27 protein-coding genes are annotated in these 25,700 nt (G+C 61.5%); 13 read left to right on the forward strand and 14 right to left on the reverse strand.

Annotation, left to right across the window (positions count from 1 at the left end; all coding sequences use genetic code 11):
- The first annotated feature begins 33 nt into the window (after positions 1–33).
- Genes KF691_14005 through fabG form a run of 4 tightly spaced genes read left to right on the forward strand, consistent with a single transcriptional unit; the run spans position 34 to position 3,443 of the window.
- The gene (locus KF691_14005; protein MBX3390558.1) at positions 34–1,059 is read left to right on the forward strand and encodes a ketoacyl-ACP synthase III; all 1,026 of its coding nucleotides are present in this window, start codon (positions 34–36) and stop codon (positions 1,057–1,059) included.
- 52 nt (positions 1,060–1,111) lie between these two features.
- Positions 1,112–2,050, forward strand: coding sequence for an ACP S-malonyltransferase (gene fabD, locus KF691_14010; GenBank protein MBX3390559.1), 939 nt, complete (start codon positions 1,112–1,114; stop codon positions 2,048–2,050).
- A gap of 23 nt (positions 2,051–2,073) precedes the next feature.
- Positions 2,074–2,655, forward strand: a complete 582-nt coding sequence (locus tag KF691_14015; protein MBX3390560.1) for a hypothetical protein — start codon at positions 2,074–2,076, stop codon at positions 2,653–2,655.
- A gap of 41 nt (positions 2,656–2,696) precedes the next feature.
- Complete coding sequence (gene fabG / locus KF691_14020; GenBank protein MBX3390561.1) at positions 2,697–3,443, forward strand: 3-oxoacyl-[acyl-carrier-protein] reductase; 747 nt, start codon at positions 2,697–2,699, stop codon at positions 3,441–3,443.
- Between the two features lie 12 nt (positions 3,444–3,455).
- On the opposite strand, the gene KF691_14025 is transcribed toward fabG, so the two are convergent.
- The 6 genes from KF691_14025 to KF691_14050 all read right to left on the reverse strand — a co-directional run bounded on the left by KF691_14025 (position 3,456) and on the right by KF691_14050 (position 9,523).
- The gene (locus KF691_14025; protein ID MBX3390562.1) at positions 3,456–3,962 is read right to left on the reverse strand and encodes a hypothetical protein; all 507 of its coding nucleotides are present in this window, start codon (positions 3,960–3,962) and stop codon (positions 3,456–3,458) included.
- A 16-nt stretch (positions 3,963–3,978) separates the two neighbouring features.
- Positions 3,979–4,560: a DUF1579 family protein gene (locus tag KF691_14030; GenBank protein ID MBX3390563.1), complete on the reverse strand. Its 582-nt coding sequence runs from the start codon at positions 4,558–4,560 to the stop codon at positions 3,979–3,981.
- 32 nt (positions 4,561–4,592) lie between these two features.
- Entirely contained in the window at positions 4,593–5,096 is a 504-nt protein-coding gene (locus KF691_14035) for a DUF1569 domain-containing protein (protein ID MBX3390564.1), read from the reverse strand.
- 312 nt (positions 5,097–5,408) lie between these two features.
- A complete protein-coding gene (locus tag KF691_14040) occupies positions 5,409–7,754 on the reverse strand; it encodes a S9 family peptidase (protein ID MBX3390565.1) in 2,346 nt (781 codons plus the stop codon).
- A gap of 61 nt (positions 7,755–7,815) precedes the next feature.
- Positions 7,816–8,994 (reverse strand): GNAT family N-acetyltransferase, encoded by a 1,179-nt coding sequence (locus tag KF691_14045; GenBank protein MBX3390566.1) that lies wholly within the window; start codon positions 8,992–8,994, stop codon positions 7,816–7,818.
- Positions 8,995–9,058: 64 nt separating this feature from the next.
- Positions 9,059–9,523: a GNAT family N-acetyltransferase gene (locus tag KF691_14050; protein MBX3390567.1), complete on the reverse strand. Its 465-nt coding sequence runs from the start codon at positions 9,521–9,523 to the stop codon at positions 9,059–9,061.
- Between KF691_14050 and KF691_14055 the strand changes: the two genes are divergently transcribed.
- Both KF691_14055 and KF691_14060 read left to right on the forward strand, forming a co-directional pair.
- Positions 9,522–10,124, forward strand: a complete 603-nt coding sequence (locus KF691_14055) for a hypothetical protein (protein MBX3390568.1) — start codon at positions 9,522–9,524, stop codon at positions 10,122–10,124. The genes KF691_14050 and KF691_14055 overlap by 2 nt on opposite strands.
- A 63-nt stretch (positions 10,125–10,187) precedes the next feature.
- Complete coding sequence (locus tag KF691_14060) at positions 10,188–11,045, forward strand: hypothetical protein (protein ID MBX3390569.1); 858 nt, start codon at positions 10,188–10,190, stop codon at positions 11,043–11,045.
- 20 nt (positions 11,046–11,065) lie between these two features.
- On the opposite strand, the gene KF691_14065 is transcribed toward KF691_14060, so the two are convergent.
- The 5 genes from KF691_14065 to KF691_14085 form a co-directional block, all read right to left on the reverse strand.
- Positions 11,066–11,299 carry a hypothetical protein gene (locus KF691_14065; GenBank protein MBX3390570.1) on the reverse strand — a complete coding sequence of 78 codons (234 nt, stop codon included), beginning with the start codon at positions 11,297–11,299 and terminating at the stop codon, positions 11,066–11,068.
- A 5-nt stretch (positions 11,300–11,304) separates the two neighbouring features.
- Positions 11,305–11,691: a hypothetical protein gene (locus KF691_14070; GenBank protein MBX3390571.1), complete on the reverse strand. Its 387-nt coding sequence runs from the start codon at positions 11,689–11,691 to the stop codon at positions 11,305–11,307.
- A gap of 25 nt (positions 11,692–11,716) precedes the next feature.
- Positions 11,717–12,568 (reverse strand): hypothetical protein, encoded by an 852-nt coding sequence (locus tag KF691_14075; GenBank protein MBX3390572.1) that lies wholly within the window; start codon positions 12,566–12,568, stop codon positions 11,717–11,719.
- 157 nt (positions 12,569–12,725) lie between these two features.
- On the reverse strand, positions 12,726–14,165 hold the full coding sequence (gene atpD / locus KF691_14080) for a F0F1 ATP synthase subunit beta (GenBank protein ID MBX3390573.1): 1,440 nt from the start codon (positions 14,163–14,165) through the stop codon (positions 12,726–12,728).
- A gap of 209 nt (positions 14,166–14,374) precedes the next feature.
- Positions 14,375–14,986 (reverse strand): hypothetical protein, encoded by a 612-nt coding sequence (locus tag KF691_14085; protein ID MBX3390574.1) that lies wholly within the window; start codon positions 14,984–14,986, stop codon positions 14,375–14,377.
- A 353-nt stretch (positions 14,987–15,339) separates the two neighbouring features.
- Between KF691_14085 and KF691_14090 the strand changes: the two genes are divergently transcribed.
- Positions 15,340–16,125 (forward strand): AhpC/TSA family protein, encoded by a 786-nt coding sequence (locus tag KF691_14090; GenBank protein ID MBX3390575.1) that lies wholly within the window; start codon positions 15,340–15,342, stop codon positions 16,123–16,125.
- Between the two features lie 9 nt (positions 16,126–16,134).
- On the opposite strand, the gene KF691_14095 is transcribed toward KF691_14090, so the two are convergent.
- Both KF691_14095 and KF691_14100 read right to left on the reverse strand, forming a co-directional pair.
- The gene (locus KF691_14095; GenBank protein ID MBX3390576.1) at positions 16,135–17,211 is read right to left on the reverse strand and encodes a hypothetical protein; all 1,077 of its coding nucleotides are present in this window, start codon (positions 17,209–17,211) and stop codon (positions 16,135–16,137) included.
- A gap of 46 nt (positions 17,212–17,257) precedes the next feature.
- On the reverse strand, positions 17,258–17,827 hold the full coding sequence (locus KF691_14100; protein MBX3390577.1) for a GNAT family N-acetyltransferase: 570 nt from the start codon (positions 17,825–17,827) through the stop codon (positions 17,258–17,260).
- A 253-nt stretch (positions 17,828–18,080) separates the two neighbouring features.
- Here KF691_14100 and sucC point away from each other — a divergent pair, with 253 nt between their 5' ends.
- The 5 genes from sucC (at position 18,081) to KF691_14125 (ending at position 23,597) form a co-directional block, all read left to right on the forward strand.
- Positions 18,081–19,397, forward strand: a complete 1,317-nt coding sequence (sucC, locus tag KF691_14105; GenBank protein ID MBX3390578.1) for an ADP-forming succinate--CoA ligase subunit beta — start codon at positions 18,081–18,083, stop codon at positions 19,395–19,397.
- Between the two features lie 33 nt (positions 19,398–19,430).
- Positions 19,431–20,600: a restriction endonuclease gene (locus KF691_14110; GenBank protein MBX3390579.1), complete on the forward strand. Its 1,170-nt coding sequence runs from the start codon at positions 19,431–19,433 to the stop codon at positions 20,598–20,600.
- Between the two features lie 40 nt (positions 20,601–20,640).
- On the forward strand, positions 20,641–22,083 hold the full coding sequence (cls, locus tag KF691_14115) for a cardiolipin synthase (protein ID MBX3390580.1): 1,443 nt from the start codon (positions 20,641–20,643) through the stop codon (positions 22,081–22,083).
- Between the two features lie 123 nt (positions 22,084–22,206).
- On the forward strand, positions 22,207–22,944 hold the full coding sequence (locus KF691_14120; GenBank protein ID MBX3390581.1) for a hypothetical protein: 738 nt from the start codon (positions 22,207–22,209) through the stop codon (positions 22,942–22,944).
- A gap of 101 nt (positions 22,945–23,045) precedes the next feature.
- Positions 23,046–23,597 carry a hypothetical protein gene (locus KF691_14125; protein ID MBX3390582.1) on the forward strand — a complete coding sequence of 184 codons (552 nt, stop codon included), beginning with the start codon at positions 23,046–23,048 and terminating at the stop codon, positions 23,595–23,597.
- Between the two features lie 27 nt (positions 23,598–23,624).
- Here KF691_14125 and KF691_14130 read toward each other — a convergent pair whose 3' ends face one another.
- A complete protein-coding gene (locus KF691_14130) occupies positions 23,625–24,533 on the reverse strand; it encodes a tail fiber domain-containing protein (protein ID MBX3390583.1) in 909 nt (302 codons plus the stop codon).
- A 683-nt stretch (positions 24,534–25,216) separates the two neighbouring features.
- On the opposite strand from KF691_14130, the gene KF691_14135 reads away from it, so the two are divergent.
- Positions 25,217–25,606 carry a hypothetical protein gene (locus KF691_14135; GenBank protein MBX3390584.1) on the forward strand — a complete coding sequence of 130 codons (390 nt, stop codon included), beginning with the start codon at positions 25,217–25,219 and terminating at the stop codon, positions 25,604–25,606.
- The last annotated feature ends 94 nt before the right edge of the window (positions 25,607–25,700 follow it).

Here is a 25,700-nt window from a genome sequence, read left to right on the forward strand (position 1 = left end):
TGCGGCCCGGGCGGCGCGTAGACTTTGCCACTCATGTCCAGCGGCACAAACACCGGCCGGCGTCCTGTCGGCGTTCGAATTGCGGGGACCGGTTCGGCATTGCCCAGCCGCCGTCTCACCAACGCCGACCTCGAAAAGATGATGGAAACCTCGGACGAGTGGATCGTCCAGCGGACCGGGATCCGCGAGCGCCGCATCATGGACCGCGAGAAGGGTGAGTCCACCAGCCAGTTGGCCGCGGATTCGCTGAAGCTCGCGCTCGCCGATGCCCGGCTGACCGCCGCCGACCTCGATCTCATCATTGTGGCCACGATGACGGCTGAGATGTCGTGCCCCGCATCGGCATCGCTCGTAGCAAACCTGGTCGGCGCGGGGGATTGCGGCGCGTTCGATCTGACCGCCGCCTGCTCCGGCTTCGTCTACGGCCTCAACGTCGCCCACGACCTGATCAAAGGGGGCGCGTACCGGACGATTGGCCTCATCGGCGCCGACGCGCTCTCGACGCTGATGCGCTACGACAATCTCGGTCGATCGACGTCGATCATCTTCGGTGATGCCGCGGGAGCCGCGATCATCAAGGCGACCGACGACACAAGCAAGGGAATTCTTGCCCAGTCGATGCACTCGGACGGCAAGGGTTGGAAAGAGATTTATGTCCCGCGCTGCAAACAGGATTTTCCGCAGGGGGTCGAATTCGACGAGAACAAGATCGAGCACGTTCAGATGAACGGCGCGTCGGTCTTCAAATTCGCGGTGGGCACCTTTCCGAAGCTGATCGAACAGACACTGGAAGAAGCGAAGGTTTCTGCCCCCGACGTGGATATGTACGTCTGCCACCAGAGCAACCAGCGCATTCTGACGGCCGCGCGCGAGCGCTTCGGTCTTCCAGAGGACAAGCTCTACATCAACATCGATCGCTACGGCAACACCGTCGCGGCGTCCGTGCCGCTCTGCCTCGATGAACTACGCCGCTCGGGGCGAGTCCGCGAGGGGCACAAGGTCATGTTCGTCGCCTTCGGAGGCGGGCTCACGTGGGGCAGCAGCCTCTGGCAGCTCTAATCTGTCGGCCGGCCACCACTCGCAATCGACCTCTGTTTCCTATGATTTCCGCATGAGCACCCCGCTCGTCATTCTTTGTCCGGGACAGGGCGCACAGTCCGTCGGGATGGGCAAGGCCTTTGCGGAGAAGTCGCCCGATGTGCGGGCGGTTTTCGATCAAGCCGATCGAATCCTCGGAACTTCGCTTGGCTCTCCTCTGAGCGCACTGTGCTTCGAAGGCCCGGCGGAACGACTCAACAAGACCGACGCGAGCCAGCCCGCGATCTTCGCCACTTCGATCGCGTGCTACGCGGCGCTCAAGGCCCAGTGGAACTACGGCAACGGCGAAGCCCCGATCGCCGCGGCGGCGGGTCTCTCGCTCGGCGAATACACCGCGCTGACCATCTCGGGTGCGATGTCCTTCGAAGACGGGCTGAAACTGGTCGCGCTCCGCGGACGCGCGATGCAGGATGCCGCCGAAGCGAGCCAGGGCGGCATGGTGGCCCTGATCGGTGCGGACGAGAATCAGGCCCAGCAGATCTGCGAAAAAGCACGTGGCTCCGAAGTGCTGGTGTGCGCCAACTTCAACGCGCCGGGACAGATCGTGCTCTCGGGTTCAAAGTCGGCGTGCGATCGCGCCGGGCCGATCGCAAGTGAGATGGGCCTGCGTGCGACGCCGCTTGTCGTCGCCGGCGCGTTCCACTCGCCCCTGATGCAGCCCGCCGCCGAGCGATTGGCAAGGGCTCTTTCCGAAGTCGAAATCCGCGCCCCCCGCTGCCCGGTGTACGCAAACGTCACAGCGCAGCCTCATGCAATCGACGCGACGAGCATCCGCGAGCGACTGGTGGAACAGCTCACGAGTCCGGTTCGCTGGGCACAATCCTGCGCCGCGATCGCCTCCGCGCTCGCCGGCAAGGCCGAATTCCATGAGCTGGCCCCCGGGCGCACGCTCGCCGGTCTGTATCGAAGAATCGACAAGAACGTCAAGGTCATCGCTCACGAAGAGCCCTAGCGAAACTCTTCTCAGGAATTCGCATGCGACTGAACTCCTACTGGACAATCCTTCCGATCTCGTTCGCTCTGCTCGCGGGCACGGCGATTCTTCCCGGCTGCGGCGAAAAGAAGCCGCCCCCGAAACCGACCGCCCCACCACCTCCTCCCCCTCCTCCGGCGCCGAAGCAGATCGAAGTTTCGACGTTGCTCCAGACCAGCCGCGCGGACAAGCGTGTGCAGTTCCCGCAGGAAAAGGCGCCCGTGGACGACACGGTCGCCCTCGCGGTGATCGACCTTGCGAGCGCGATCGCCAAGGGCGACGCCAAGGCGATGAACGGGATGCTGATCAACGTCGGAAAGGACGTGCTCGAGCAACTGCAGGCAAACGGGCAATGGGAAGATGCCACGGAGAAAATTGAGGCGATCCGCGTGGTGGAATTGAGTGCGCCGGGCGCCAAACCGCAGAGCTTCAATGTTTCGCTCGCTGTGCAGGAACCCGGAATCGCCTACCTCGTCCGTTTCACCGGCACGCTGGACAACGGCAAATACCTGTTCACCGGATTGCCGGGCGGACGCAAAACTCATGCGCGCGCGAATCAGTTTGACGACGGGGTCTTTGACTGATCGTGCCGCATACAAAAACCACTTCTGATCGCGGAATCCTCATGACAGAAACAGCAAAGAGAGTCGCCGTCGTCACGGGAGCATCCCGCGGCATCGGCCGTTCCATCGCCCAGCGCCTCGCAAAGGACGAGAGGCACGTCGTTCTTGTCGCACGCACCGAGAGCGCGCTCAACGATGTGAAGCACGGAATCGAATCCAACGGCGGGAGCGCCTCGGTCGTCGCGGCGGATATCGCGGACGCGAAGGCCTTCGCCGCGGCGATCGAACAAATCGCCGAAACGCACGGCCGGCTCGACATTCTCGTCAATAACGCGGGGATCACGAAGGACGGCCTGGCGCTGCGGATGAGCGATGAGGACTGGGACGCGGTCGTCGCGACCAACCTGACCAGTGCGTTCGTCGCGATCCGTGCCGCGGCACGCGCGATGATGAAGGGCAAATTCGGACGCATCGTCAATATTTCTTCGACGAGCGGCGTCGTCGGGAACGCGGGCCAGGCAAACTATGCCGCGGCAAAGAGCGGGTTGATCGGCCTGAGCAAGTCGATCGCGCGAGAACTCGGAGGCAAGAACATTACCTGCAACGTGATCGCGCCGGGCTACATCGAAACCGACATGACCCAGAATCTGCCTCAGCAGGTGAAAGATCATGTGATGGGCATGATCGCGGTCAAGCGATTCGGCACGGGCGAAGATATCGCGGCGGCGGTTTCGTACGCGACCAGCGACGAAGCGGGCTTCCTCACCGGACAAACCATCGTCATCGACGGCGGCATGACGATGGCCTGATACATCCCGGCGTCACGCTTCACTTGTTGCTTGCGCCAGGAACGATTCGTACTTGAATTGCGACGGGAGCGCCCAGAAGATCAAAACGAGCGCAATCGCCGGCGCCGCCATGCCCCACCATCCCAGCGGCGGGCCGCCAAGAAAGAGCGCCAGGATTCCGACAATCCCGAGCGATTCTGCGAACGCCGCACGAGTGACGACCTGCGTCGTAAACCGCGACCAGAGCGCGTGCTCGCGTTCCTCGACGCTGCCGTCGCCCCGCCACAGCTCTTTCGCACCGCGAACCGCGGCGAGCCGAATCGCGGGCCCGGCGACGAGATTCCCGATCCCGAGTCCCCCCGCGACAACAAGCAGAAGCAGCCCGAGGGACGATGAAGGCGCCGGGTTCTGCTGCGTGCCCGGCGACTTGCCCTCGATCGTGGTGACAATCGCGACGATCGCGAAGATCAGCATCCCGGCGCAGAGCGCGAAGCAGATCAACTGAAGCGTGATAATGTTTGGCTGCTGGTGAGTTTTCATCGAGGCTGGTCGGTCGTCATTTCGTTGCGTCCCGCTCTTTTTTCCGCGTCAGCTCGAAACCAAACGACTTGCGGATCGGCCTTCCATCCTCGTCGAGCGGATGGTCCTCGACCGTCAGGTGATTCTCGTCCGCACGAGTGAACACCGAGCGAACCTTGACGATGCTTCCATCCTTGCGGGACTGCTCCGAAATGAGTGTCAGCACCCGGCCGTCCGCATCGAGATCGCCGGTCTCGCGAAACTGAAACAAATTCTCCACGTTGAGCCAGAGAGTCGTGTACTTGCCTGACTGCGGATCGAACGTGAAGTACCCGACGAACCGGTTGTTCCCGCCCGCGCCCTCATCGACGACCGCATCGAATTCCAGTCGCACAAACCGGCCGCCAAACGCTTTCTCGATCTTCCATGGCCCCTTCTGCGTCACGCTCTTTTCGTTTCCCGCGAGCATGCCGTCGCCGTCCCATTCGCCCAGGAGGAAATCGAGTCTCTCGACCGCGGCGATGACCGGATCGCGCGCGGGCTTCGGAGCCGTATTCGGCGCGGGCTCGGACCCGACAAAGCCGATGAAGAGCAGAACAATCAACGCGAGAACGTGCATGATTTGCTTCTCCTCCTTCGGCATCGACGCGATCAGTACCGAAGGAAACTCATATGAAGCTCGGCGTGGCGCAGAGTTCCCTTGATCCACTCTTCGTGCGTCATTTCTCCGAACAGCACGCTTCTTTGCGTGGGCTTTTCGCGCTTCAATCGCTCCAGCGATGCGCGAAGATGTCGCACGCCTTCTTCGAGCGGCACAGACTCGGTCGCAAGCGTTCCGTTCTCGATACCGGGAATTCTGACGCCTCGCGGCATCGCCCCGTTCATGAACTTGTGCTTCTGAAGCTTGACGATCAAACGGACAAACCACGGCGGGCTGAGCTGGGGCGGGAAACCGTCGTAGGAATAGTCGATCCAGGTGGCGAGGTGATTGAAAATCTGACCCGCGCTCCAGTTGCCGATTTGTTTGAGGCGGCCATCCCTCTCGGCCGCGGCAATCCGATCCGCCTCAGCGAGAACCTCGTCAAGACTGGAAAAATGAAGGTCACGAACGCCCTCCGGCGACACTTTCAGCTTGGCCGTATTGACCGCTTCCATTCGAGCATCCTAACAGATACCAGTGCCGAGGGAAAACCGCTCTCTTTCCACGCAATCGGAAATCAAATGACCTTGGTTTCCGCTCTTGCTTCGGAGAGAATGTGGCATTCGCCTCTCGCAGGCCTGCAGTGTCGGCGCCCCATCGGCGCTCTCGCTTTGCAGTCCTTCGGGAGTCGGTTTGGGCCCTCCGGGGGGTGTTGAGAACAGGTTTTCCGGAGACACTTTGGAGCGCGGCGGACTCGTGCGGGTCGCCGCGTTTCGCTTTTTGAACACGCGCACAGCAGAATCGCCACCGTGCGGCAGCATGGTTTGCTATTTCGGTCCGCCGAGGGTCCGCTTAAAGAAATCAACGATGCGTTCGTTCAGCCGCAGCACCATCTCGGGCTTGGTCACCATGTGCGTCTGGCTCGCCAGCGGCACGAACTCGAATTGCTTTCCCTCACGGAAAAGCCGGTCGGTCAGTTTGAGCGAGTGGACAAAGTACACGTTGTCGTCGGCGGTCCCCTGGATGACGAGCAGCGGCACTCTCAAGTCCTTGCAATAGGTCAGAACGTTGGACGCGTCGTAGCCGGCCTTGTTCTTATCCGGCAATCCCATGTAGCGTTCGGTGTAGTGCGTGTCGTAATCACGCCAATCGGTGACCGGCGCGCCGGCGACGCCCGCCTTGAAGACATCGGGCCGGCGCATGGTCGCCATGGATGAGAAGTAGCCTCCGAACGACCAACCGGAAATCCCGATGCGCTCGCGGTCCATCTCCGGGTATTTCTTGCAGAGAGCCTCGATCGCGTCGCATTGATCCGCGAGAGGCACGTCGATGAAGTTGCCCACTCCGTTCTTCTTGAGAACCCGCGACCAATCACGACCACGCCGGGGCGTTCCCCTTCCATCGATGCTCACAACGATGAAGCCCTGATCGGCGTACCACTGATTCTGCAGATACGCGCGGGCGTTGGCGTTCACCTGGTTCGAACCCGGTCCGCCGTACACGAAGTCGAGCACGGGGTACTTCTTTTTTGGATCGAAATCGCGCGGGCGCACAACGACGGCCGCGAATTCACGCCCGCCGGCCTTGATGCGAACCCATTCGGGCTTGGGAACAAACGGCGGCTCCGCGGCAACCGATCGAATAGTCCCGACGCGCGCTGCGTCTTCGAGACCGGGTTTGCCCTTGAAGACATCGAGCACTTGGCTCCCGTCGCGGTTCCGACCCGCGATCAACCAGAGCGTCATCGCGTCGTTCGTGACAACGTGCATCTGACCGCCCAGATCGGTCTCGCTGCGCGAAAGCGGCGCGGTGACCGGCCGGACACCGCCGGTCTTGAGATCGACGCGCAGCACTTGAATCTGCGCGCTGTCGTCCTGCGGCACGGCGCTCACGAGCGCGATGTCCGACTTGTCGCACACATCCACCAATCCCTCCAATTCCCATCCGGGCAGCGGGAACTTCCTCTGGATCGCGCCGTCCGTGCCGCGAGCCTGCAGCTCCCATCCGTCGGTCTCACCCTGTTCGGTGAGCCAGAGGAATCGCTTGCCGTCGGAGCACCACGCGGGGATATCGTGTAAAAGCCCGATCGACGCGGGGATATCGTGTCCAAGACCGATCCACGCCGCATCCTTTTCCGTGATGAGCGGGCGCGTTTCGCCGGAATCGACATCGACGCGCAGCAGCATCTGCTCGGTTTGCTCGCGATTCTGCACGAGAATCGTCGGCACGCCGTGCTTCGGCCAATCGACGCGCGCGAGATACGGGAACTTGGCGCGGTCCCACTGAACAGAGGTCGGCGCCCTGCCCGCCGCGCTGATATCCGGAGAAACCCAAAGTGTCACCACCGCGTTTGCTTTTCCGGCGCGAGGGTATTTCCACGGCTGCGGCGCCTTGGCCGGATCGGCGGGGTCGGGGATGTAAAAGGTCTCGAGTGGGCCGACATCTGTTTCTTGGTACATGATGCGGCGGGAATCCGGAGACCACCAGAAGCCGTGCATGCGCTTCATCTCTTCCTGTGCCGCGAACTCGGCCTCGCCGTAACTGACGTTTTCCTTCGGCTCCGGGCTGATGCGGCGCGGGTCCCCCACTGCCGCGGGGCTGATCCAGAGCGCGCCGTCGCGGGCAAAGCCGACGAAGTTGCCGTCGGGAGAAAGGCGCGGATCGATGACCGATCCGCCGGTGCTGACTTCGGTCGCGTGAATCGGTCCTCCTGATTCGACGTTCGCCATCAGCACGCGAAAGAGTCTTCCGCCGAGCGGGACGATCAGTGTCCTTCCGTCCCTTGAGAGTTCGAACGAGGCGATGCCGCGGCCGCTCGAACGCATGCGTTCGCGCCGCGCGAGTTCCTCCGCGCTCAGTTTCTCGTCACTCTTGCCGAGCAGATCGGCCGCGCTCAATACGCGGCGCTCCTTGCCTGTCGCAGCTTCGAACATCCAGAGTTCCTGGACGAAGCTCTCCGGTCCTTCGCTCCGCAGAAAGAGCACGGCGCTGCCATCGGGTGTTACCTTGAACGCGCCCGGCTCACCGAGCCGGAAGCGATTGGTCTTTGCAAATTGTTCAAGAAACGGGTCGGCCTGAGTGCCGGATTTCATCGTGTCCTGCCTCGCATGTGCCGCGAACGCGATCGTGCATGCACCAACGAGACCGATCGCCCGAAGAAGACGTGTGCGCATGTGCCAAGCGTACCGGACCGCCGGGTGTCGGTTCCACGATCGAATTCAACGGAGCCCGGGATCAATAATGATCGGTCATCCACGGTGTACCGCCGGCCAACGCGCCGCCGAGCAATTCGAGCGTCTTTCCATCGCCGGAGCAGAAGCCGATCACTTCTGCCTGACGTGGGGAATAGAGGCCGCTGTACAGCGCCGCCAGGCCGCGGATCGTGCATGCGACTGCTGCGCTCCCGCCGCTCTGTCGCCTCTCCACCCGGGCCTTTCCATCTGCGAATTCGACTTGCCAGAGTCCGGTGTTGGCTTCGATCACAGGGTCGGTGATGTCGATGTCCACGGATCCTCGAACAGCAGTCGAATAGCCGCGCCCTTCCAGGGCGCGCTTGACATCAACCACGCGCAACATCCAATAGTCCTTGAGTTTGACCTCGTAGCGCTGCTGAGGCAAGAGCGTGAGAAGCGGGTGAAGGGGTCCGCCCCCAAAATGCAACCAATCGGCCATGGGTTCGTAGTCGGCGAGGAAAGCAATCAATTGGCGCCCGGCCTCCGCGCTCGTGAACGCGATGTCGGACAGTTGCAGATCCTGCCGCCCGGTGCTGCTGTCGCGGGGCTGAGACATGAATAGATACCCGGAAAGCATGCCGCGTTCATCGAGCACGCCGTACCCCTGATACTTCGAGTCCGGCCGTTCCTTGATGCGCTTCCAGATGTACTCTCGCCGATCGAGCATGCCGTTGTACGCAGAAGCGAATCGCTGATAGCACGCCTCCACCCGCGGCATGTCCGCATCCTTCAGCACGATGACATTCCGCGCTTTCTGCCCCCCAAGCAATCGCGCAACCGGCACCTTGATGGTGCACCGGTGCCCCGCCTGCTCAAACCCCGACTGGCGGTAGAGCGCCTGCGTCGATGCGTAAAGTCCGCCGATCGCTTCGCCGCGCTTGTACATTTCGCGCACGCACTCTTCCATCATCCAGCGAGCGTGGCCCTTGCCCCGCGCTTCCGGCGCTGTCGCCACGCCCGCGATGCCGCACAGCCGAACGCTCTTTCCTCCAAAGAACTGCCCCATCTCGATGCGGCGCAGGCACGCCGGAATCTTGTTTCCCTGCCGCACCACCCGGATGTTTTCGGGGCCGTTCTCCCTCACCCACTTGGTGCTGTTCTCCATTGTGCCCGCGAACGCGAGCGTGATAAGGCGCGCGACTTCCGGCAGATCGCGCCGGGACATTGGCCCGAATTTCATGTTCGCCATCGCTCGTGACGTGGCCGGCTGCTTTTTCGATTTGCGCAACGCTGCTCTCCCGGTGCTAGTCTCGTTTGTACGACTCCCGATCGACCACTTCCATGTACCGGCCTGGCTCCGGCATCGCTGCAAACCCAAACCGAGCGTACAAACCGTGGGCGTCGCGCGTCATGAGGCACAATCGCCGGAGGCCCTTCAGGTCCGGGTGGTTCAAGATCGCGTCCATCAGCATCTTCGAGAGTCCGCGGCCGCGAAATTCCTCCAGGATGAACACGTCCGCGATGTAACCGAACGTCGCCTTGTCGGTAATGACTCGGGCGAAACCGACTTGTCTGAGGGAGGCTCGCCCCTCCGGTGCGGAACTCTTCTCATGCACCCCGAAGCACATCGAATTCGCGATTCCACGCTCTACGCGCGATCGGGAAATCCCGGGAGACCAGTAGCAGGTGCTCAGAAAGCCGTGGATGACATCGAGGTCGAGCAGCCCTTTTTCCGTCGAGACCGTGAACTCGGAGCCGGTGTTCGCCATGAATGAGAATAGTGAGATTCTCGCGCTGGCTCGCCGAACGCGGCAAGCGCCGTACCGGCGCCGCACGAAGACACTGTTCTGGCTTGCCGCGGCCGTCATGGCATTCTTCTTTCTCTCCGCCTTCGGTGCGTTCTTCTTCACGCTGCCCGACTACGGATTCGTGTCGCTCGGCGAAGGAAGCGTCGCGCTGAAACTTCCTGAACAATTCGGCAACAACATGCAGAGATCGAGCCCGGCTTCTCCCTGGAGACTCCGCTTCGGTCGCAATTGGCCGCTGGCGCAGCGCTACTACATCGCCGCCGACCCGATCCCGCGAAAGGGCGACGACGGAAAAGGCCGCTGGTACGACCCCTCAAACCCCCACTTGTTCTGGATGCCCGATGCTCGCCAGTTTCCCGCGTTTTCGCGCTGGCCGATCTGGATACTCGCCTTGTTGATGCTGGCCGCCGCGGCACTCAGCCGCGTGATCGAAGTCCGCCGCTGGCGAAAGGGCGAGTGTTGCGGCAAGTGCGGCTACTCCCTTCGCGGGCTGGAAATAGCCGAAGGACAAACAGCCGTGTGCCCGGAGTGCGGTGCATCCGTGGTCGGCGCACGAAGCTGACCGCGCGGCCAAAATCCTGCCGGAATCAGGAACCAACCGCCTATCGCGGGAGCTAAAGGTCGTATGGAGCGTCCGATTTCCATCGCCGCGCACGCTCGAACGACAGCGATCTTTCTCTTTGCCGGACTGATCTCGACGATCGCACTCTGCACTTTCGCGGCGGTCACCAACATCGCCACACCCCTCCGGCCGCCCCCGCAAACTGGCGCCTACCAGCCCCAAACGTTCACCTACGCCGTTCCCGATTTTGGCAAGTCCACGGCAAAGCAGTTCTCACCCGCCGTCTCCCAGACTTGGTCGAGCGGCATCACCAGCTGGACCGTTTCGGATGACCAATCCGGAGCGGCGCAGGAATTTGGACAGAGCCTTGTCGGCCCTTGCCGCACGCACCTTCTCGCTCAAGCTCCGTTTCTCTACAACCGTCCGGTCGGCACAAAGATCGACGGAATGTGGCAGAGAATCCGGTGCGGCTTTCGCTCTACTCAGTCCTGCGAGTGGCGCTGGTACGGCATGGGCTGGCCCTTCATCGCCTTCCGATGCGAAGCCGCGCGAATTCAGACCTATCAATGGGATGATGGCCGTCCGAGTTTGCCCGCAAAGATCGTTGACGACTGGATGCGCGTCGCGGGGGGATTCTCTGTTCCGAAGAAGTGCTTGTGGCCAAACTCGAATGTTCTGCCCGCGCTGTACAAGGTCACAGTCATCCCCTATTCACCCGCAATGGCCGGTCTTGCCGGAAATATGTTCTTCTTCGGCGCGGCTTGGTTCCTGCTGCTCCGAGGTCGCCGGACGGTTCGAGACCTTCGTGCCTGGGCGCGAGAACGAAACACTCGATGCCGCGCCTGCGGATACTCGCTTGTCGGACTGACCGGCCCGGTGTGCCCGGAATGCGGCGCATCAGCTGCGGGTGCGCGAAGCTGATTAAATCGTCAGCTCTGATTTCAAGTCGCCAGCGCCGGCGCGCCTACCTGTGTACCGCATTCCGGACAAGTCCCGGTGCAGTTGCCGGTCAGGTCGTAGCCGCAACATCGGCACAGATTCGGCGCAAAGAACCGGGCCTTGAGCGACGGACGACGACCGATCACAAACAGCGGTACAAGAAACGCGACCACAGCCAGGAAGACCAGGATGATCGACGCCTTCGCGCCAAACGGTGTGGAACCACCGAGAATCAAGAAGATCAGGAGATCGGATGCGGCGTCGACCCCGTGCCCGAGAACGCGAAGCCGACCAATCGTCTGCCACGCAGATGAAAGACGGCCCCGATGACAAGCCAAAGCAGCGCCCGCTCCGCGAGCAGCAAAGCCAACGACAGCCAACCCTCCGGTGCATCAGCGACTCCGGTCGCAAACATCGCGATGGTGGCGAGCACAAGGATCCCTCCGATAGTTCGGAGCAGCGCCGCGAGATTCACGCTGCTCAGAGAAAGCGGGGTCGGCGTGCTCACGCGATAGCGAAAGCACAGGATGAAGAGCACATAGATCGGGTACTTCACCAGCGATAAGACCAGCAGTGAAGCCACAATCAGACCGGGAGAGAAGTACGGCCCGCAGGCCAGCGTGGTCATCGTGCGATCGACTCCTTTGCCCAGTCTACTCGCACAGCAACGCGTCGTACGCCGCGGCAAAGATCACGAAATCCGTGTCGTCCACGAATCCATCGAGATTGAGATCCGCCGGACAGCCCTGCGGCATCGCAGGGTCCGCGCAATCCAGGATGTTGTACGCGCCGGAAAACCCGACGAAGTCGGCATCGTCCACCTGTTGATCGACGGTCAGATCAGCCGGACAACTGGCGCCCACTTCGAGAGCATTCCGGATACTCATCGTGTCCGAGATGACCTCCGAAGATCCGATCGGCAGGTCGCTACTCGTCCAAGTCGATTCGGTTTCGAACGTGTATGTCCCCGGCGTCGCGACCGAGAGCAGCACGTCGGCACCGACGATGTCGCGTATCGCGAGCACCCCGCCCGGTCCGCTCAACGTCACTCGGTGATAGACGCCCGGAAGGATGTTGTGCGGCTTGAAACGAAGCGTCGAAGGCTCCGTTGTTACGATCGGCTCGGCGTATGTAAAGCTCAGTTCGACACGCGTGCTCGGCGCCAGCACGCCATGAATCTCGGCGCCAATCCAGCAGTCGAGCGAGCCTGTTTGTGAACCGCCCGATGGCACGCCGGGGGCAACCGTGAAATGCCCAGCGGTGATCGCCGACGTCGGATCGTCCGGTGTTGAATTCCAAAACCCCGTGATCGTGTCCGACCACGGCGCCATGAACGAGCCATCGAGTCCGCGCACCTTTGTGTCGTCCTTGATGCAGCGGATCGCCCTGATCGTGGCGCTCGCAACATTGCGAGTCTTCGTGCATGCTTCACGCCCCACGCCCAGCGCGGTCGCGGCAACCACCTGCAGGCAAACCGCACCCGACCACAATGCCTTCACGTTCATGTTTCGCTCCCGGATCGACCCAGCGTAACACACGCCCAGCGCTTCTCAATGCCCAATCGAGCCCCCAAAATACGCGTCCAAGAAAAACCCCCGGCCTTTGCCGGGGGTTCCATGTCTTTACCTCTTACGAGTGACTGATGCCTAGTGCCTTCTTTGCTTACCCCGCCGCCATCTTCGCGGCCTTGGACTTGGCATCTTCCAGCGTGCCCACATACATGAACGCGCCCTCGGGCAGACCATCGCCCTCGCCGTTGCACAGACGCTCGAACGAGTCGATCGTGGCTTCCAGCGGCGAGTCCACGCCCTTGAAGCCCGTGAACTGCTCGGCGACGTGGAACGGCTGCGAAAGGAAGCGCTCGATCTTTCGGGCGCGGCTCACGGTCTGCTTGTCTTCTTCGCTGAGTTCATCGACGCCCAGGATCGCGATGATGTCCTGCAGATCCTTGTACCGCTGCAGAATGCGCTGCACACGCATCGCAACGCGATAGTGCTTCTCGCCGACGATACCCGGATCGAGAATGCGTGAGGTCGAAGCGAGCGGATCGACGGCCGGATAGATGCCCTTCTCGGCGATGCCGCGGGCCAGAACGATGAACGCGTCCAAGTGGCTGAAGGCCGTGGCGGGCGCCGGGTCGGTCAAGTCGTCGGCGGGCACGTAAATCGCCTGCACCGAGGTGATCGCGCCCTTCGCGGTCGAGGTGATGCGCTCCTGCAGCTCGCCCATTTCCGTGCTCAGCGTCGGCTGATATCCCACGGCGCTCGGCATACGCCCGAGCAGCGCCGACACTTCCGAACCCGCCTGCGTGAAGCGGAAGACGTTGTCCACGAACATCAGGGTCTCCTTACCCGAAGCATCGCGGAACTCTTCGGCCATCGTCAGCGCCGAGAGCGCGACGCGGAGACGCGAGCCCGGCGGCTCGTTCATCTGGCCGAACACCATCGCCACCTTGTCAAGAACGTGCGCGGTCTTGCCGTTCTCGTCGGTGTACGCGGCTTCTTTCATTTCGCGCCACAGGTCGTTGCCCTCGCGGGTGCGCTCGCCGACGCCGGCGAACACCGAGTAACCGCCGAAGTTCTTGGCGACGCGGGCGATCATTTCCTGAATCACGACGGTCTTGCCGACGCCGGCGCCGCCGAACAGTCCGATCTTGCCGCCGCGTACGAACGGGCAAAGCAAATCGATGACCTTGATGCCCGTGGGGAGCACTTCGGTCTTGGGGTTCAGCGCCGAAAACTCGGGCGGCTCTTTGTGGATCGGGGCGCGCTTCGCGTTGGGCGGAGCGGGCAGCTTGTCGATCGGATTGCCGAGCAGATTGAACACGCGACCGAGCACCTGTTCACCGACCGGCACCGTCACCGGCGAACCCATGTCCGTACACGCCATGCCGCGCCGCAGGCCGTCGGTCGAACCGAGCGCCACCGCCCGGACGCGCCCGCCGCCGAGGTGCTGCTGCACTTCGCCGGTCAAGTTCAGATCGCCCGCCTTGGTCTGGGCCTTGATCTCGAGAGCGTTGTAGATTTCCGGGAGCTGGTCCTCGGGAAACTGAGCATCGAAGGTAGAACCGATGACCTGCGTAATCGTGCCGTTGGTGGCCATGAAAACTCCTCGGAGACAATCGGATTCGCCCCGCTTCGCAACCCGCCAAAGGATCGGAAAAGGGGGAGGCAAGGATAGCGCGAAGGGGCCCTTTTGGAAAGCGATGAATGCCATCAAAAACCCCCTCCCAGAGGGAGGGGGAAGGGGGGACGGTTGGGCGGGCGTTTCGAGCGACAGCAGAAGCCGGCGCCATCGAACCAACGCACCTGTCAGGGACTTCGCGAAGAAGCATCCTCGGCCGTGCGCACCGGGACCGGCTTGCTCCAAATCAAATCCAATGTCTCGTCGAGATGGGCGACTTCCCGAGCGACCGAATCAAAGGCAAATGACGGGCTTATGGAGGACATCCTGAATTGACGGTGTTCATGGCACAGCGATTGAGTCGTGCCTTCAAGCCGCCATTTCTCGAAATCATTCAACCCAGGCTCGTCGAGCACAGCCTCTGCAAATCCCCCAGCGATCAAAAGCGGGCTCAGCGGGCATCGGAAATATCCGCCAGCCCAACGATCCCAACGATTGTTCGCTCCGCATCCGAGCGTACCGCACCAGTTGTAAAACTTCGGTTCACAAACAAGAAATGCCCGCCCATCTCCGAGGTCGCGCTCGACAATCACGCCTTGCGCGAGCATGATCGCAAGAGCATTGTCGTAGACATCGCTACTGATCGAAGCTTTCGCGCGAATTCCCGCCGGCTTGAGGATTCTTCCGTCGGCAAGAGCAATCACTCCATTTCGAACTCCCGCAACCGCAAGAGGGTTGACAAGAGGGTTCTCTCTTGTCCAGACATCATGCCCAAAGCGCGGACGGATTGCCGGAAACATCACGTACGCCAGAAGCCCGATGAGCGGAAGCGGGTAGCCCCAGCAACGCCAATAGCGGAGCACACCCGTCAAAATGGATCTGGATGCGCGCACAGGCCAATCCCCTTCCCCCTTGTTCCGTTACGAACATCCGCGCGACACGGTTTCCAAGACGCGGCTTTGTTCCGTTACCACGCTCAAGATTCCCGGAAGCCCGCCCGCAACCCAAGACGAACATCACGAATCCGAACGCCTAGCCCGAAAAACCAAATCGCCCAATCTCCGAAACTCCGTGTCACGCGCTCCCGCGCCCCTGCATCTCAGGCGTCAGCCGGGGTTCCATCCTTTCCCCCACCCGCCCGGCGGAGCGAGAAATGCTGCATTCCAAAAACGGTCGCGCCTCACTGCTCATCCTCCTGACTCAAGCCGCGACATTCGGCGCGCCCGCGCCGCAACAGCCCGCGGCTCCGGCTGCACCCGCTTCCCCCACTGCCCCCACTTCCCCCACTCCGACAACGAAGTCTTCTCCCGCACCAGCGAGCGCGCCGTCGAACTCGCCGGCGAATGCCGCTAAACCCACCGGCCCCGGCGCAATCATCGCCTCCACCGGCGTCACCGAGCGGGCCAAGAAAGTCGGCGACACCGCGCCCGACTTCACGCTCCCCGATGCTCAAGGCGGCAATTTCTCGCTCAAAGATGCGCTCAAGAAAGGCCCCGTCGTCCTGACCTGGTTCCGCGGCGAGTGGTGCCCCTTCTGCAACAAGCAACTCACCGGCCTGCAGGATCGCCTCGGCGAGTTCGATGCCGCGGGCGCGACCGTCGTCGCGATCAGCCCGCAGACCATGGACCACACCGAAGCAACCGTCACGAAAGACAGCGTGAAATTCCACATGCTCAGCGACGAGGGCTTCAAGGTCGGCGAGGCGTACGGCGTGAAGTACGAACTGCCTCCCGCGATGAAAGAGCACCTCAAGAAGTACAAGCTCGATCTTTCCAAGTTCAACGGGGGCGAAGGCGAAGCGCTCCCCCTCACCGCGTCGTACGTCATCGACCCGCACGGCGTGATCCGCTACGCCTTCATCGATCCAGACTACACCAAGCGCGCCTCGCCCGACGACCTTCTCGCGGCAGTCAAAAAGATCAACCAAGCCAAGAAATAGCGCGTCGCCTTATCGATCCTTCGAGTCCGCCGCCCCACGCACCGGCGCGAACGCCTTCCCATCGAAGGTGCATACCCCCCGGTACGTCCCGAACCAGAGCTTTCCCGCCCGGTCCTCATAGATCGCCGAAACCGAGTCCACGGGCAGACCGTCCTTCGTCGTGAAGTTGATCATTGCTTTGCCGTCGTACCGCCACACGCCCGAATCGAACGCGCCGACCCAGATGTTCCCAGCCTTGTCCTGCGTGATCGCGTGCGGATCGCCGATCGTGCCGGGGATGCGGATGAGCGCACCCTGGAGCCACGTGCGATTGCCGATGTTGTTGTCGTCGCCGAAATTCCGCAGCTCTTTGCCGTCATGCCGGAAGAGCCCGACGCCGCTGTTGCCAATCCAGGTGTTGCCGCCAGAATCCTGATAGATCGAGCGCACCGCCGACTTGTCCAGGTCCACCCCTCTGAACCAGGTGAACGACTTCCCGTCCCAGCGGCAGACGCCCCGGGTCTCTGTCCCGAACCAGACCGTCCCGTCGCGGGCTTTGTGGACCGAGTAGAGGCGATACGGGTTCAGGCCCGGCACATCCGATCGCCAGTTCTTGTCCGCTTCGTCCACCGGCAGCCGCAGGAACCCGACCCGGTCGCCGTCGAGATACATCGCGCCACCCTCAGACTCAAACCACAACAGATCCGGCGTGAGCCGAGGCGGATTCTGCTTCGAATCCGCCGGAACGGGGATGCGTGTGAACTTCGTGCCGTCAAAGCGGCACAACCCGTCTCGCGTTGTGATCCACAAATTTCCGGCGCCATCAACCTGCACCGTCCGCACATAGTCGTTCGGCAATCCCTGCTTCTCGGTGAAGAACGCGAAGGCCTTCCCATCCCACCGAACAAGACCCGCGCCGTCGGTCGCGAACCACATGTTGCCCCGCTGGTCCTGCGTGATGCTCCGAACGTGCGCAGTCAACTCCGCGGCAACCCTGGCCGACTCGAGACTACTCGCGGGATCACCAACATCGGAGTCCGATTGCGAACCGGCCGCACCGCGAAACACGCAAATGAGGCCGACGATCAGCAGAACACGCGTGATCATGGCGTTCAAGCGCAGACACTGCCCCACAGGTTCGATCTCCCGACTCTTAATTCTTGTCCGGAGTTGAGCAGATTCTGGCAAACATCCGCTCATCCACAAACTTGCCGCTCTTCCAGAATCGCTGGCGCAGCAATCCCTCCTCCGTGAACCCCGCTTTGCGCAGCACGCTCATCGACGCCGCATTCCCGTCGAACACGCCGGCCTCGATCCGGTTCACTCCAAGTTCGCTCTGAGCGAACTGCACCACCGCCCGCGCCGCCTCGGTCATGTACCCCTTGCCCCAGAACGGAATCCCAAGCCAGTAGCCCATCTCCGCACGCCTGTGCGTCGGCTTGCCGACGAGCCCGATCACGCCCAACAAATCACCCCCGCCCCGCGCCCGGATCGCAAAGTTCATGCTCCAGTCCTCGCGCCAGCGCGCCCACTGCGCCGCGTGCGTGCCGATCCAGTCCTCCGCATCCCGCACCTCGTACGGGTGCGGGATGAGCAATGTCATGTCGTAGATCCGCTTATCGCCCGCGAGCGCTGCGACCCGCGCGCAGTCCGACATCTCGAGTGCCGCCAGCACGAGCCTTTGCGTCTCGATGACCGGCCTATTCCCCGCGTCAATCTTCATGCCATGAGCGTACCTCCTGTTGCCCAACGCCCGACTCCCAACGCCCGATGCCCGATGCCCGATGCCCGATGCCGGATGCCTAGTGCCTAGCAGGCTGTTGAAAAACTCCAACCAGTCGCAATTTCGAACCGCCATCTACCCTCGCGACCCGGGTCTGAGGGCCAGAAAGTTGTCTGCAATGCGTCGGCGCAGTAGGCACAATCAGAATTTCAACAGCCTGCTAGTGCCTAGTGCCCCGGTATCCTCCACTCCCATGAAGATCCACGAGCACCAGGCCCGCGACCTCCTCCATTCCTACAAGATCCCCGTTCCCCCCGGCCGCATGATCACCACGGTCGAACACGCCGCGGACGCCTTCCAGCAGGCCGTCGCAGGCAGCCCGGCGGGCGAAGTCGTCATCAAGGCCCAGGTCCACGCCGGAGGCCGCGGCAAGGCCGGCTTTGTCAAGCTCGTGAAGACCAAAGACGACGCCGTTGCCGCGGCACATTTCATGCTCACCAACCGCATGAAGTCGCCTCAGACTCCGCCCGAAGGCCTCGAGGTCAAAAAGGTCCTGATCGCACAGGCCGCGCAGATCGCGGATCGTGCGGCAAATGCCGAATCCCGAATGCCCAATGCCTCTTCCGCCAAGGAAGAGTTCTACCTCGCTATCACCACCGACCGCAAGAGCCGCCGCAACATCCTGATCGCCTCGCGCGAAGGCGGCGTCGAGATCGAACAAGTCGCGCACGACCGCCCCGACGCCATCATCAAGGTGCCGCTCCACCCGCTGCTCGGTTTGCAGGCATTCCAGGCGCGCGACGTCGCGTTCAAGCTCGGCTTCAAGGGCAAGCAAATCGGCCAGGCCGTCGCCGTCATGACGAATCTGTCGCGCTTGTTCATCGAGAAAGATTGCACGCTCGCCGAGATCAACCCGCTCGTGCTCACGCCCCCCACCGCCGAGCACCCCGACGGCCAAGTCATCGCCATCGACGCCAAGTTCTCTTTCGACGAGAACGGCCTCTTCCGCCATCCGGACATCGCCGCCCTCGCCGACACCGCCGAAGAAAACCCAGCGGAAACCCGCGCGCAGAAATACGGCCTCTCCTACGTCGCGCTCGACGGCCAGATCGGCTGCCTTGTCAACGGTGCCGGCCTCGCCATGGCCACGATGGACATCATCAAGCTCGAGGGTCAGAAGCTTCTCGAGTCCAAAGGAATAAAAGACAAAACCATCGAGCCCGCCAACTTCCTCGACGTCGGGGGCAGCGCATCCGAAGAAGCCGTCACCGAAGCCTTCGGCATCATCCTCTCCGACGATCGCGTGAAAGGAATCCTCGTCAACATCTTCGGCGGCATCATGAAGTGCGATGTCATCGCGCAGGGCATCATCAACGCCGCGCGCGGCTTCAAGAACAAAGACGGAAGCACCGGCTTCAAAGTGCCGCTCGTCGTCCGCCTCGAAGGCACCAACGTCGAAGCCGGTCGCAAACTCCTGCAGGATGCGAAGGGCTCGCTGCCGACGCTGCAAGCGGCAACGGATCTCTCCGATGCGGCGAAGAAAGTTGTGGAAGCTGTATCAATGCACTAACATCAACTGCCGTTGGCCAAATAGAGGTGGGAGATGCCTGAAGAATCAATTGTCGAGCGGATTCTCCGTGAAATACGGGAGCAATATAAGATCTCGGATATTGCCGATCTGCTTGATCCGCTAGAGAAATACCGAAGAGATCCAGCATATTCGTCCGTTTTCAGCAGCCGCTCCGATCCGTTTCGAGCAATTCGGGAGCGAGATGCAATGCTCCAACTTGAACAAGCAGCAATAAATCAACGCATCGGCTACGACTCCACGATCGGAAGCACTCTCCAAAATTCAATCGACGGAATCATCCGTCGCACTTCGGAAATTGACCAAGGCCTTACTGGATATCGCCAGCACGAAGAGCTTGTGGCTCGCGCACTCGAGGCAGTTTCTAACCCCTATGAGCGGTACAAAACTAATCGACTTTGGATTTCTGGCGCTATATCAAAATATCCCGAGTTATTTGGTCGTCCAGGCGTAGGAAACGACACCATTTCGGAGCTCCTTGCCCGAATCACAATTCCTCAAGAAGCCGTTACCGACGACTTCCTCCGAGCCTTTGTCGAGAAGTCGCTTCCGAATGATCGCTTCGATAAGGCGAACGACGTAGTTGGCACTCCAACATCTGGGGAAGACAACAATCGCGTTCCACAGCAGCAGCCTCTGACTACTCCGCGCGTTGAGATAATTCCCTTTCCCGAAGCAACGCTAAGAGAACTCCAGCTTTCGCCTGAAAAAATGAGCCAATTGACCCCCGACGAGTTTCAATTGCTCATTGCCGATCGACTAGACCGCATGGGGCTGGAGCCGATCTTGACCGGACATGTCAACGCCAAAGACGGTGGAATTGATATAATTGCCAGGCCGCGTGAAAAACTGCATTTTGGAATTCTAATTGGAGTGCAATGCGAACATCACTCTGGAGATCAGAAAACTGGTCGACCAAAGCTCGGCTCATTGCTTCGCTGGAAGGGTTCGGATTTTCAGATTGGCGTGATGGTCACCAACACGAGCTTTACACAGGACGCTCGGTTTGAAGCGCAACAGCCGCACAACAGAAGTTTTTTGCGATTGAGAGGTTTCGCGCACTTATCCGAATGGATTCGCGAAAACTATACAGCGGCGTTTGAGGCTGACGAACTTCCCAACGAAATTGAACTAGCACCCGGAACTATTTTGCAAATTCCTCGACTACGCGATAACAAGAATTGATTTCATATCGCAGAAAATGCGATGCCAAGAATTGCGACGCATGATCCCTGCGTTCTTGACGTTCATCCTCTTCCTCGCGCTCGAACTCCTCGTTCTCGCCCGCGTCATGCTCCGCCCCCACCGCGAGCCCGCCTCGCGCATCGCGTGGATCGCCGTCATCCTCGCGCTGCCGCTCGCCGGCATCGTCGCCTACATCTTCTTCGGCGAGGTCAACATCGGCGGCGCGCGTCTCAAGCGCCTGCGCGCCGTCGAAGCACGCACGCCCCGCCCCGATCCCAGCCCGCCCGCCGATCTCGCCAACATGCACGCCGAGATCCCCGATCGCTGCGAGCACCTGTTCCACGTCGGTAAATCGATCTCCGGGTTCGACCCCGTCGCCGGCAACTCCGCCCGCCTCATGGCCGATTCCAAGGCCGCGGTCGATTCGATCATCGCCGACATCGACGCCGCCGCCGAGCACGTCCACGTTCTCTTCTACATCTGGCTCGAAGACAACAACGGTAAGCGTGTCGCCGAGGCGCTGATCCGTGCCGCACGGCGCGGAGTCGTCTGCCGCGCGATCGTCGATAGCCTCGGCTCGCGCCTCATGATCAGGTCTTCCACCTGGAAGGTCATGCGCGACGCGGGCGTCAGGCTCGGCATCGCCCTGGGCATCAAGCACCCCATCCTGCTCGCCCCCATCCGCCGCTTCGATCTCCGCAATCACCGCAAAATCGTCGTGATCGACAACGCCATCACCTACTGCGGCAGTCAGAACTGCGCCGACCCCGAGTTCCGCGTCAAGGCCAAGTTCGCCCCGTGGGTCGATGCGCTCGTCCGATTCGAAGGGCCGATCGCCCAGCAGAACCAGCGGCTCTTCGCGATCGACTGGATGAGCGCCACGGGAGAAGACATCGACGGGTTGCTCCGTCAGCCCCTCCGCGCGCCCCGCCCCGGCTTCGCCGCGCAGGTCATCGGCACCGGCCCCACCGTTCGCTATTCCGCCATGCCCGAGGTCTTCGAATCGCTCATCTTCGCATCGCGCCGCGAAGTGACCATCTCGACGCCGTACTACGTGCCGGATGAATCGCTCCAGAGCGCGCTCTGTTCCTCCGCCTACCGGGGCGTCAAGACGACGCTCATTCTCCCCGCGCGCAACGATTCGTGGATCGTTTCCGGCGCGAGCCGGAGTTACTACGCCGACCTGCTCGACGCCGGCGTCATCCTCTACGAATACGCCGGCGGTCTGCTCCACACCAAGTCGCTCACCCTCGACGGCGAGATCACGCTCATCGGCTCGGCCAACATGGACCGGCGCAGCCTCGATCTCAACTACGAAAACAACATCCTGCTCCACGATCCGGGCGTCACCCGCGCCGTCTACGAGCGCCAACTCGAATATATCGCCCGCTCCACCCGTGTCACGCGCGAATCTGTTCGCGCGTGGCCCATCGGACGACGACTCTGGAACAACGCGCTCGCGATGCTGGGTCCGATTCTCTAGAAATTCCGCCACGCTGCCAATCCAAATCCCGCTCCGGCCGAGGTCCGACCTGTTACGCTTCACGCGGGCGCACCGATCGGAAATCGTGATCCGACGGGGACGCCTCGCTACGAGGTACCTCCCATGCACGACAAAGCAGTCGCTCGCGAAAAACGTTCGAAGGGTGCAGCGACGCTCGCGGGCCTCTTCCTCGCGCTCTGCGTCTCCGTCACCGCCGGCAGCACACACGCCGACTTGCTCGGCCTCGGCATCCTCGGCCCCAGCGGCAACGACAAGAGCCAGAAGCAGCAGACCATTCAGGAACAGAGCGCCGACATGTTGCAGGAGCTTTATGCGATCAAGCCCGAATTGAACGATGTGATCGTCAATGCCGCGGGCTACGCGACATTCAAGAAGACCAACGTCCACCTCTTCCTCGTCGCCTCGGGCAACGGCTACGGCATGCTCGTCAACAACAAGACCGGCGAGACCACGTACATGGATGTCGCCTCGCTCGGTGGCGGCGTCGGGCTCGGCGTCACCGACCTCCGCGTCGTTTTCGTGTTCACCGATCCTGATGTGATGAATCAGTTTGTCACGGAGGGCTGGCAGTTCGGCGCGAATGCCGATGCGAACGCGCAGTACAACAACCAGGGCGTCGGCGCCAATCAATCCACGCAGGCCAACGTCGATTTCAGCGACGGCACGGTGGAAGGAACTTCGAGCACAAGCACGAGCGCCGGTTCCGGCGACGGCAACACCGCCGGACAGAATGTCGCGGTCGGCAGCGGCATGCAGATCTATCAGTTCACCGAAAGCGGCATCGCGCTCCAGGCAACCGTCTCGGGCACCAAGTACTGGGTCGATCCCGATCTGAACTGAGCCCCACCCCCACCCCCACCCCCCCTCCTCCTCCCCCATAAACAACGCCACTCCCCGACAACTATCAAGCACACTCTTGCTCGTAAACAGGAATTCGTCTCATGAAAATCGGAGCAATCGGAATTCTCGCGGCAACGCTCGGCATCGGCTCGCTTGTCGCTTCGGTCTGCGTCTCGCGCGAACCCGCTCCGGCGAAATCCGCCCCGGCCGCGGACAACCGGCCCAAGGGCAACTCAGACAACCTGCGCACGCTCCTCGATACGTTCCGCTCCGATTCCAACGCAACCAAGATCCGCGTGCTGAATCAGGCGCTGAAGCTGACCCCCGAAGAAGCGGCAAAGTTCTGGCCCGTCTATCAGAAGTACGAAAAGGAACTGAACTCCGTCATCGACCGGCGCATCGCGCTCATCCGGAAGTTTGTCACGCTCTCGAACGAGGGCGGGCTCGACAACGCAAACGCCGCGATGCTCTCGACCGAGTGGCTTCAGGGCGAGCAGGATCGCCTCGACCTCTGGAAGAAATACAACAAGGAAATCGGTGCCGCGGTCTCTCCGATCCGCGCGGCACAATTCCTGCAGGTCGAGCACCAGATCGCGCTCCTGATGGATCTCGATGTCGCCTCGCAGATGCCGGCCGTCACGGGTGCGAAGTAGACGGCTTCATGTGCGCTGAAGTGCCTGCTACTTCGTAGCCGCCCGCTCGAGCCTTTCAAGCCGCGCCTCGAGTTCTGCGATCTTGGAGTCCTTTTTGGACTCGAGCAACTCGATCTCGGCCTTGTGCCGCGCATTCAGTTCCGCGATCTGCTGATCTTTTTCCGTGCGAAGTTCCCGCAGCGCCTCGACGAGCAGCGCCGTCGTGCCGCGCTCCGTGACAAAGCGGATTCCCTGCGCGTCGCACTCCACCCACTCCGGAAAAATACACTCGACTTCCTGCGCGACAAAGCCGACCATCGGGCCTTCCGCGACACTGTGCTGCGCGACCGCCTCGTTCGTGTATTCGAATTCGACGCCGCGAAGCTCGAGAAGGCGATCGAGCGTTCCGGGTTGAACGCCGCGAACATCCTTCTTGAGACGCGCATCGGACATGACCGACCAGGTTCCGGTGCGATTCGCCGCGGGCCCGTTTACCGCCAGCAGGAAAGCGCCGGGCTGCGCGGTACCGATGCCGACATTTCCGTTCGGCGTGACGTTGATGCCGCGTGTGTTGCTCGAGAACGTGCTCCCGGTCACGATGAAGCGCGGCTGCTGAAGCTGACCGTCGGCCGTCACTTCGACGTAGCGCGCCGAAGCCGCTCCCCAAACCGGCACACCAAAGTCGAGACCGACGGAGAATCCTCCGTTGTCCCACACGTTCACGGGCGGAAAGTTCCCTTCGCCGCCATCGAACACCAGAGTCTGCCCCAGCTGATTCCCCTCGATGATCGAATCCCAGAGCGTGAACGTCATCGCGGTTGGCCCGGTCAAACTCCCTTTGGCCTGTTCGAGCGATCCCTGGAAGGTGAACGCGGTTTGCGGACCCCCATGCGCGAGCGATGCGAACGCGAAGCACGCGACGAGCGAGCGGAACATCGACTGGAACAAGTTGGCCATGGCGTTCTCCCTGAATAGAGAAAGAATCGCCATGGCTGTCGGCCGGAATGCGACGCGAATTCAGAATTACCGGCCGTTTGCCGCTCCAATTTCGACACGCTGATTCGTCGCCGCGCTCTGCCGCGCAGAGTTTGCCGTGCGGAGTTGCGACCGGACAATACTCTTTGGCGTCCCTGCTTCCGTATCGAATGGGGTGTTTTCCTTACATAATCGATGAGGCGTTTTCCTTAGCTAGTCTTGAGGTGTTTTCCTTATCTCATGCAACATGATGTTCTCCGGACACGCAAGAACGAATCGATATTCGATGGGCGCGCACCGCGCGCAGCGAGCGCGGCTTTCCGCAAACTGCCCGCTTGCAACAACAAAAATCGGCATGTGCGATTGTCGTCAAGCTTCGCCTCTTTGCCGTGCCCAATAAAGCGGCTCCGGAATGAGATTGCTTTCTTTGTCGAAAAAAACTGAAATCGCCTGTTTGCGTTTCCTCGATTGTGGTAGAGTCTGACTGAGGTTCGGGGTAATTCCTCAATCGTTGAGGAGTTTGGGTGCAGGGAAGCAACACCAAAATCGTGTTCTAATTGATGCGCATTCCGCATCGAGCAGGGCGATTTCTCCGGTTGTCTTTCCGTGAGGCAGCAGCGCCTCACGTGCGCTTTCGGTCAATCACTTTTTGAGGGTGAGCACACATGAAACGTTCAGAGAGCAATGTCTTCGCGCTGTTCCTTGCGTGCGGCTTGGCTATGGGACTCGGTGGCGGCGGAATCCTCGTGCGCCCCGCGGCAGCACAGACCCCAGTTACTTCAAGCTTCGTCTACCAGGGCGAACTGCGCAGCGGGCCCTCTGTCGTTTCCCATGCCGACCTCAACTTCCGCCTCTACGACTCACCGATCGGCGGCAATCAGATCGGCCCGGAACTCGGCGTCGACGACGTCACGCTCATCCGCGGCCGCTTCAGCGTCACGCTCGATTTCGGCAACAATGTCTTTGCCGGTGACGAACGCTACCTCGAGATCGATGTTCGCTCTCCCGCCGGTGGCCCGGGCGCTTTTTCCACGCTCTTCCCCCGAAGGTCTTGAGCGCCACATCGGGAGGTCCGGTTCCTGAACAGAGTTAACTCGGGCATGCGTCGCACGCGAGTGCATCCGCCATGAACGAGTGAAGCTCAAGACC

Source organism: Phycisphaeraceae bacterium, from assembly GCA_019636555.1.
Taxonomy (GTDB): domain Bacteria; phylum Planctomycetota; class Phycisphaerae; order Phycisphaerales; family UBA1924; genus JAFEBO01.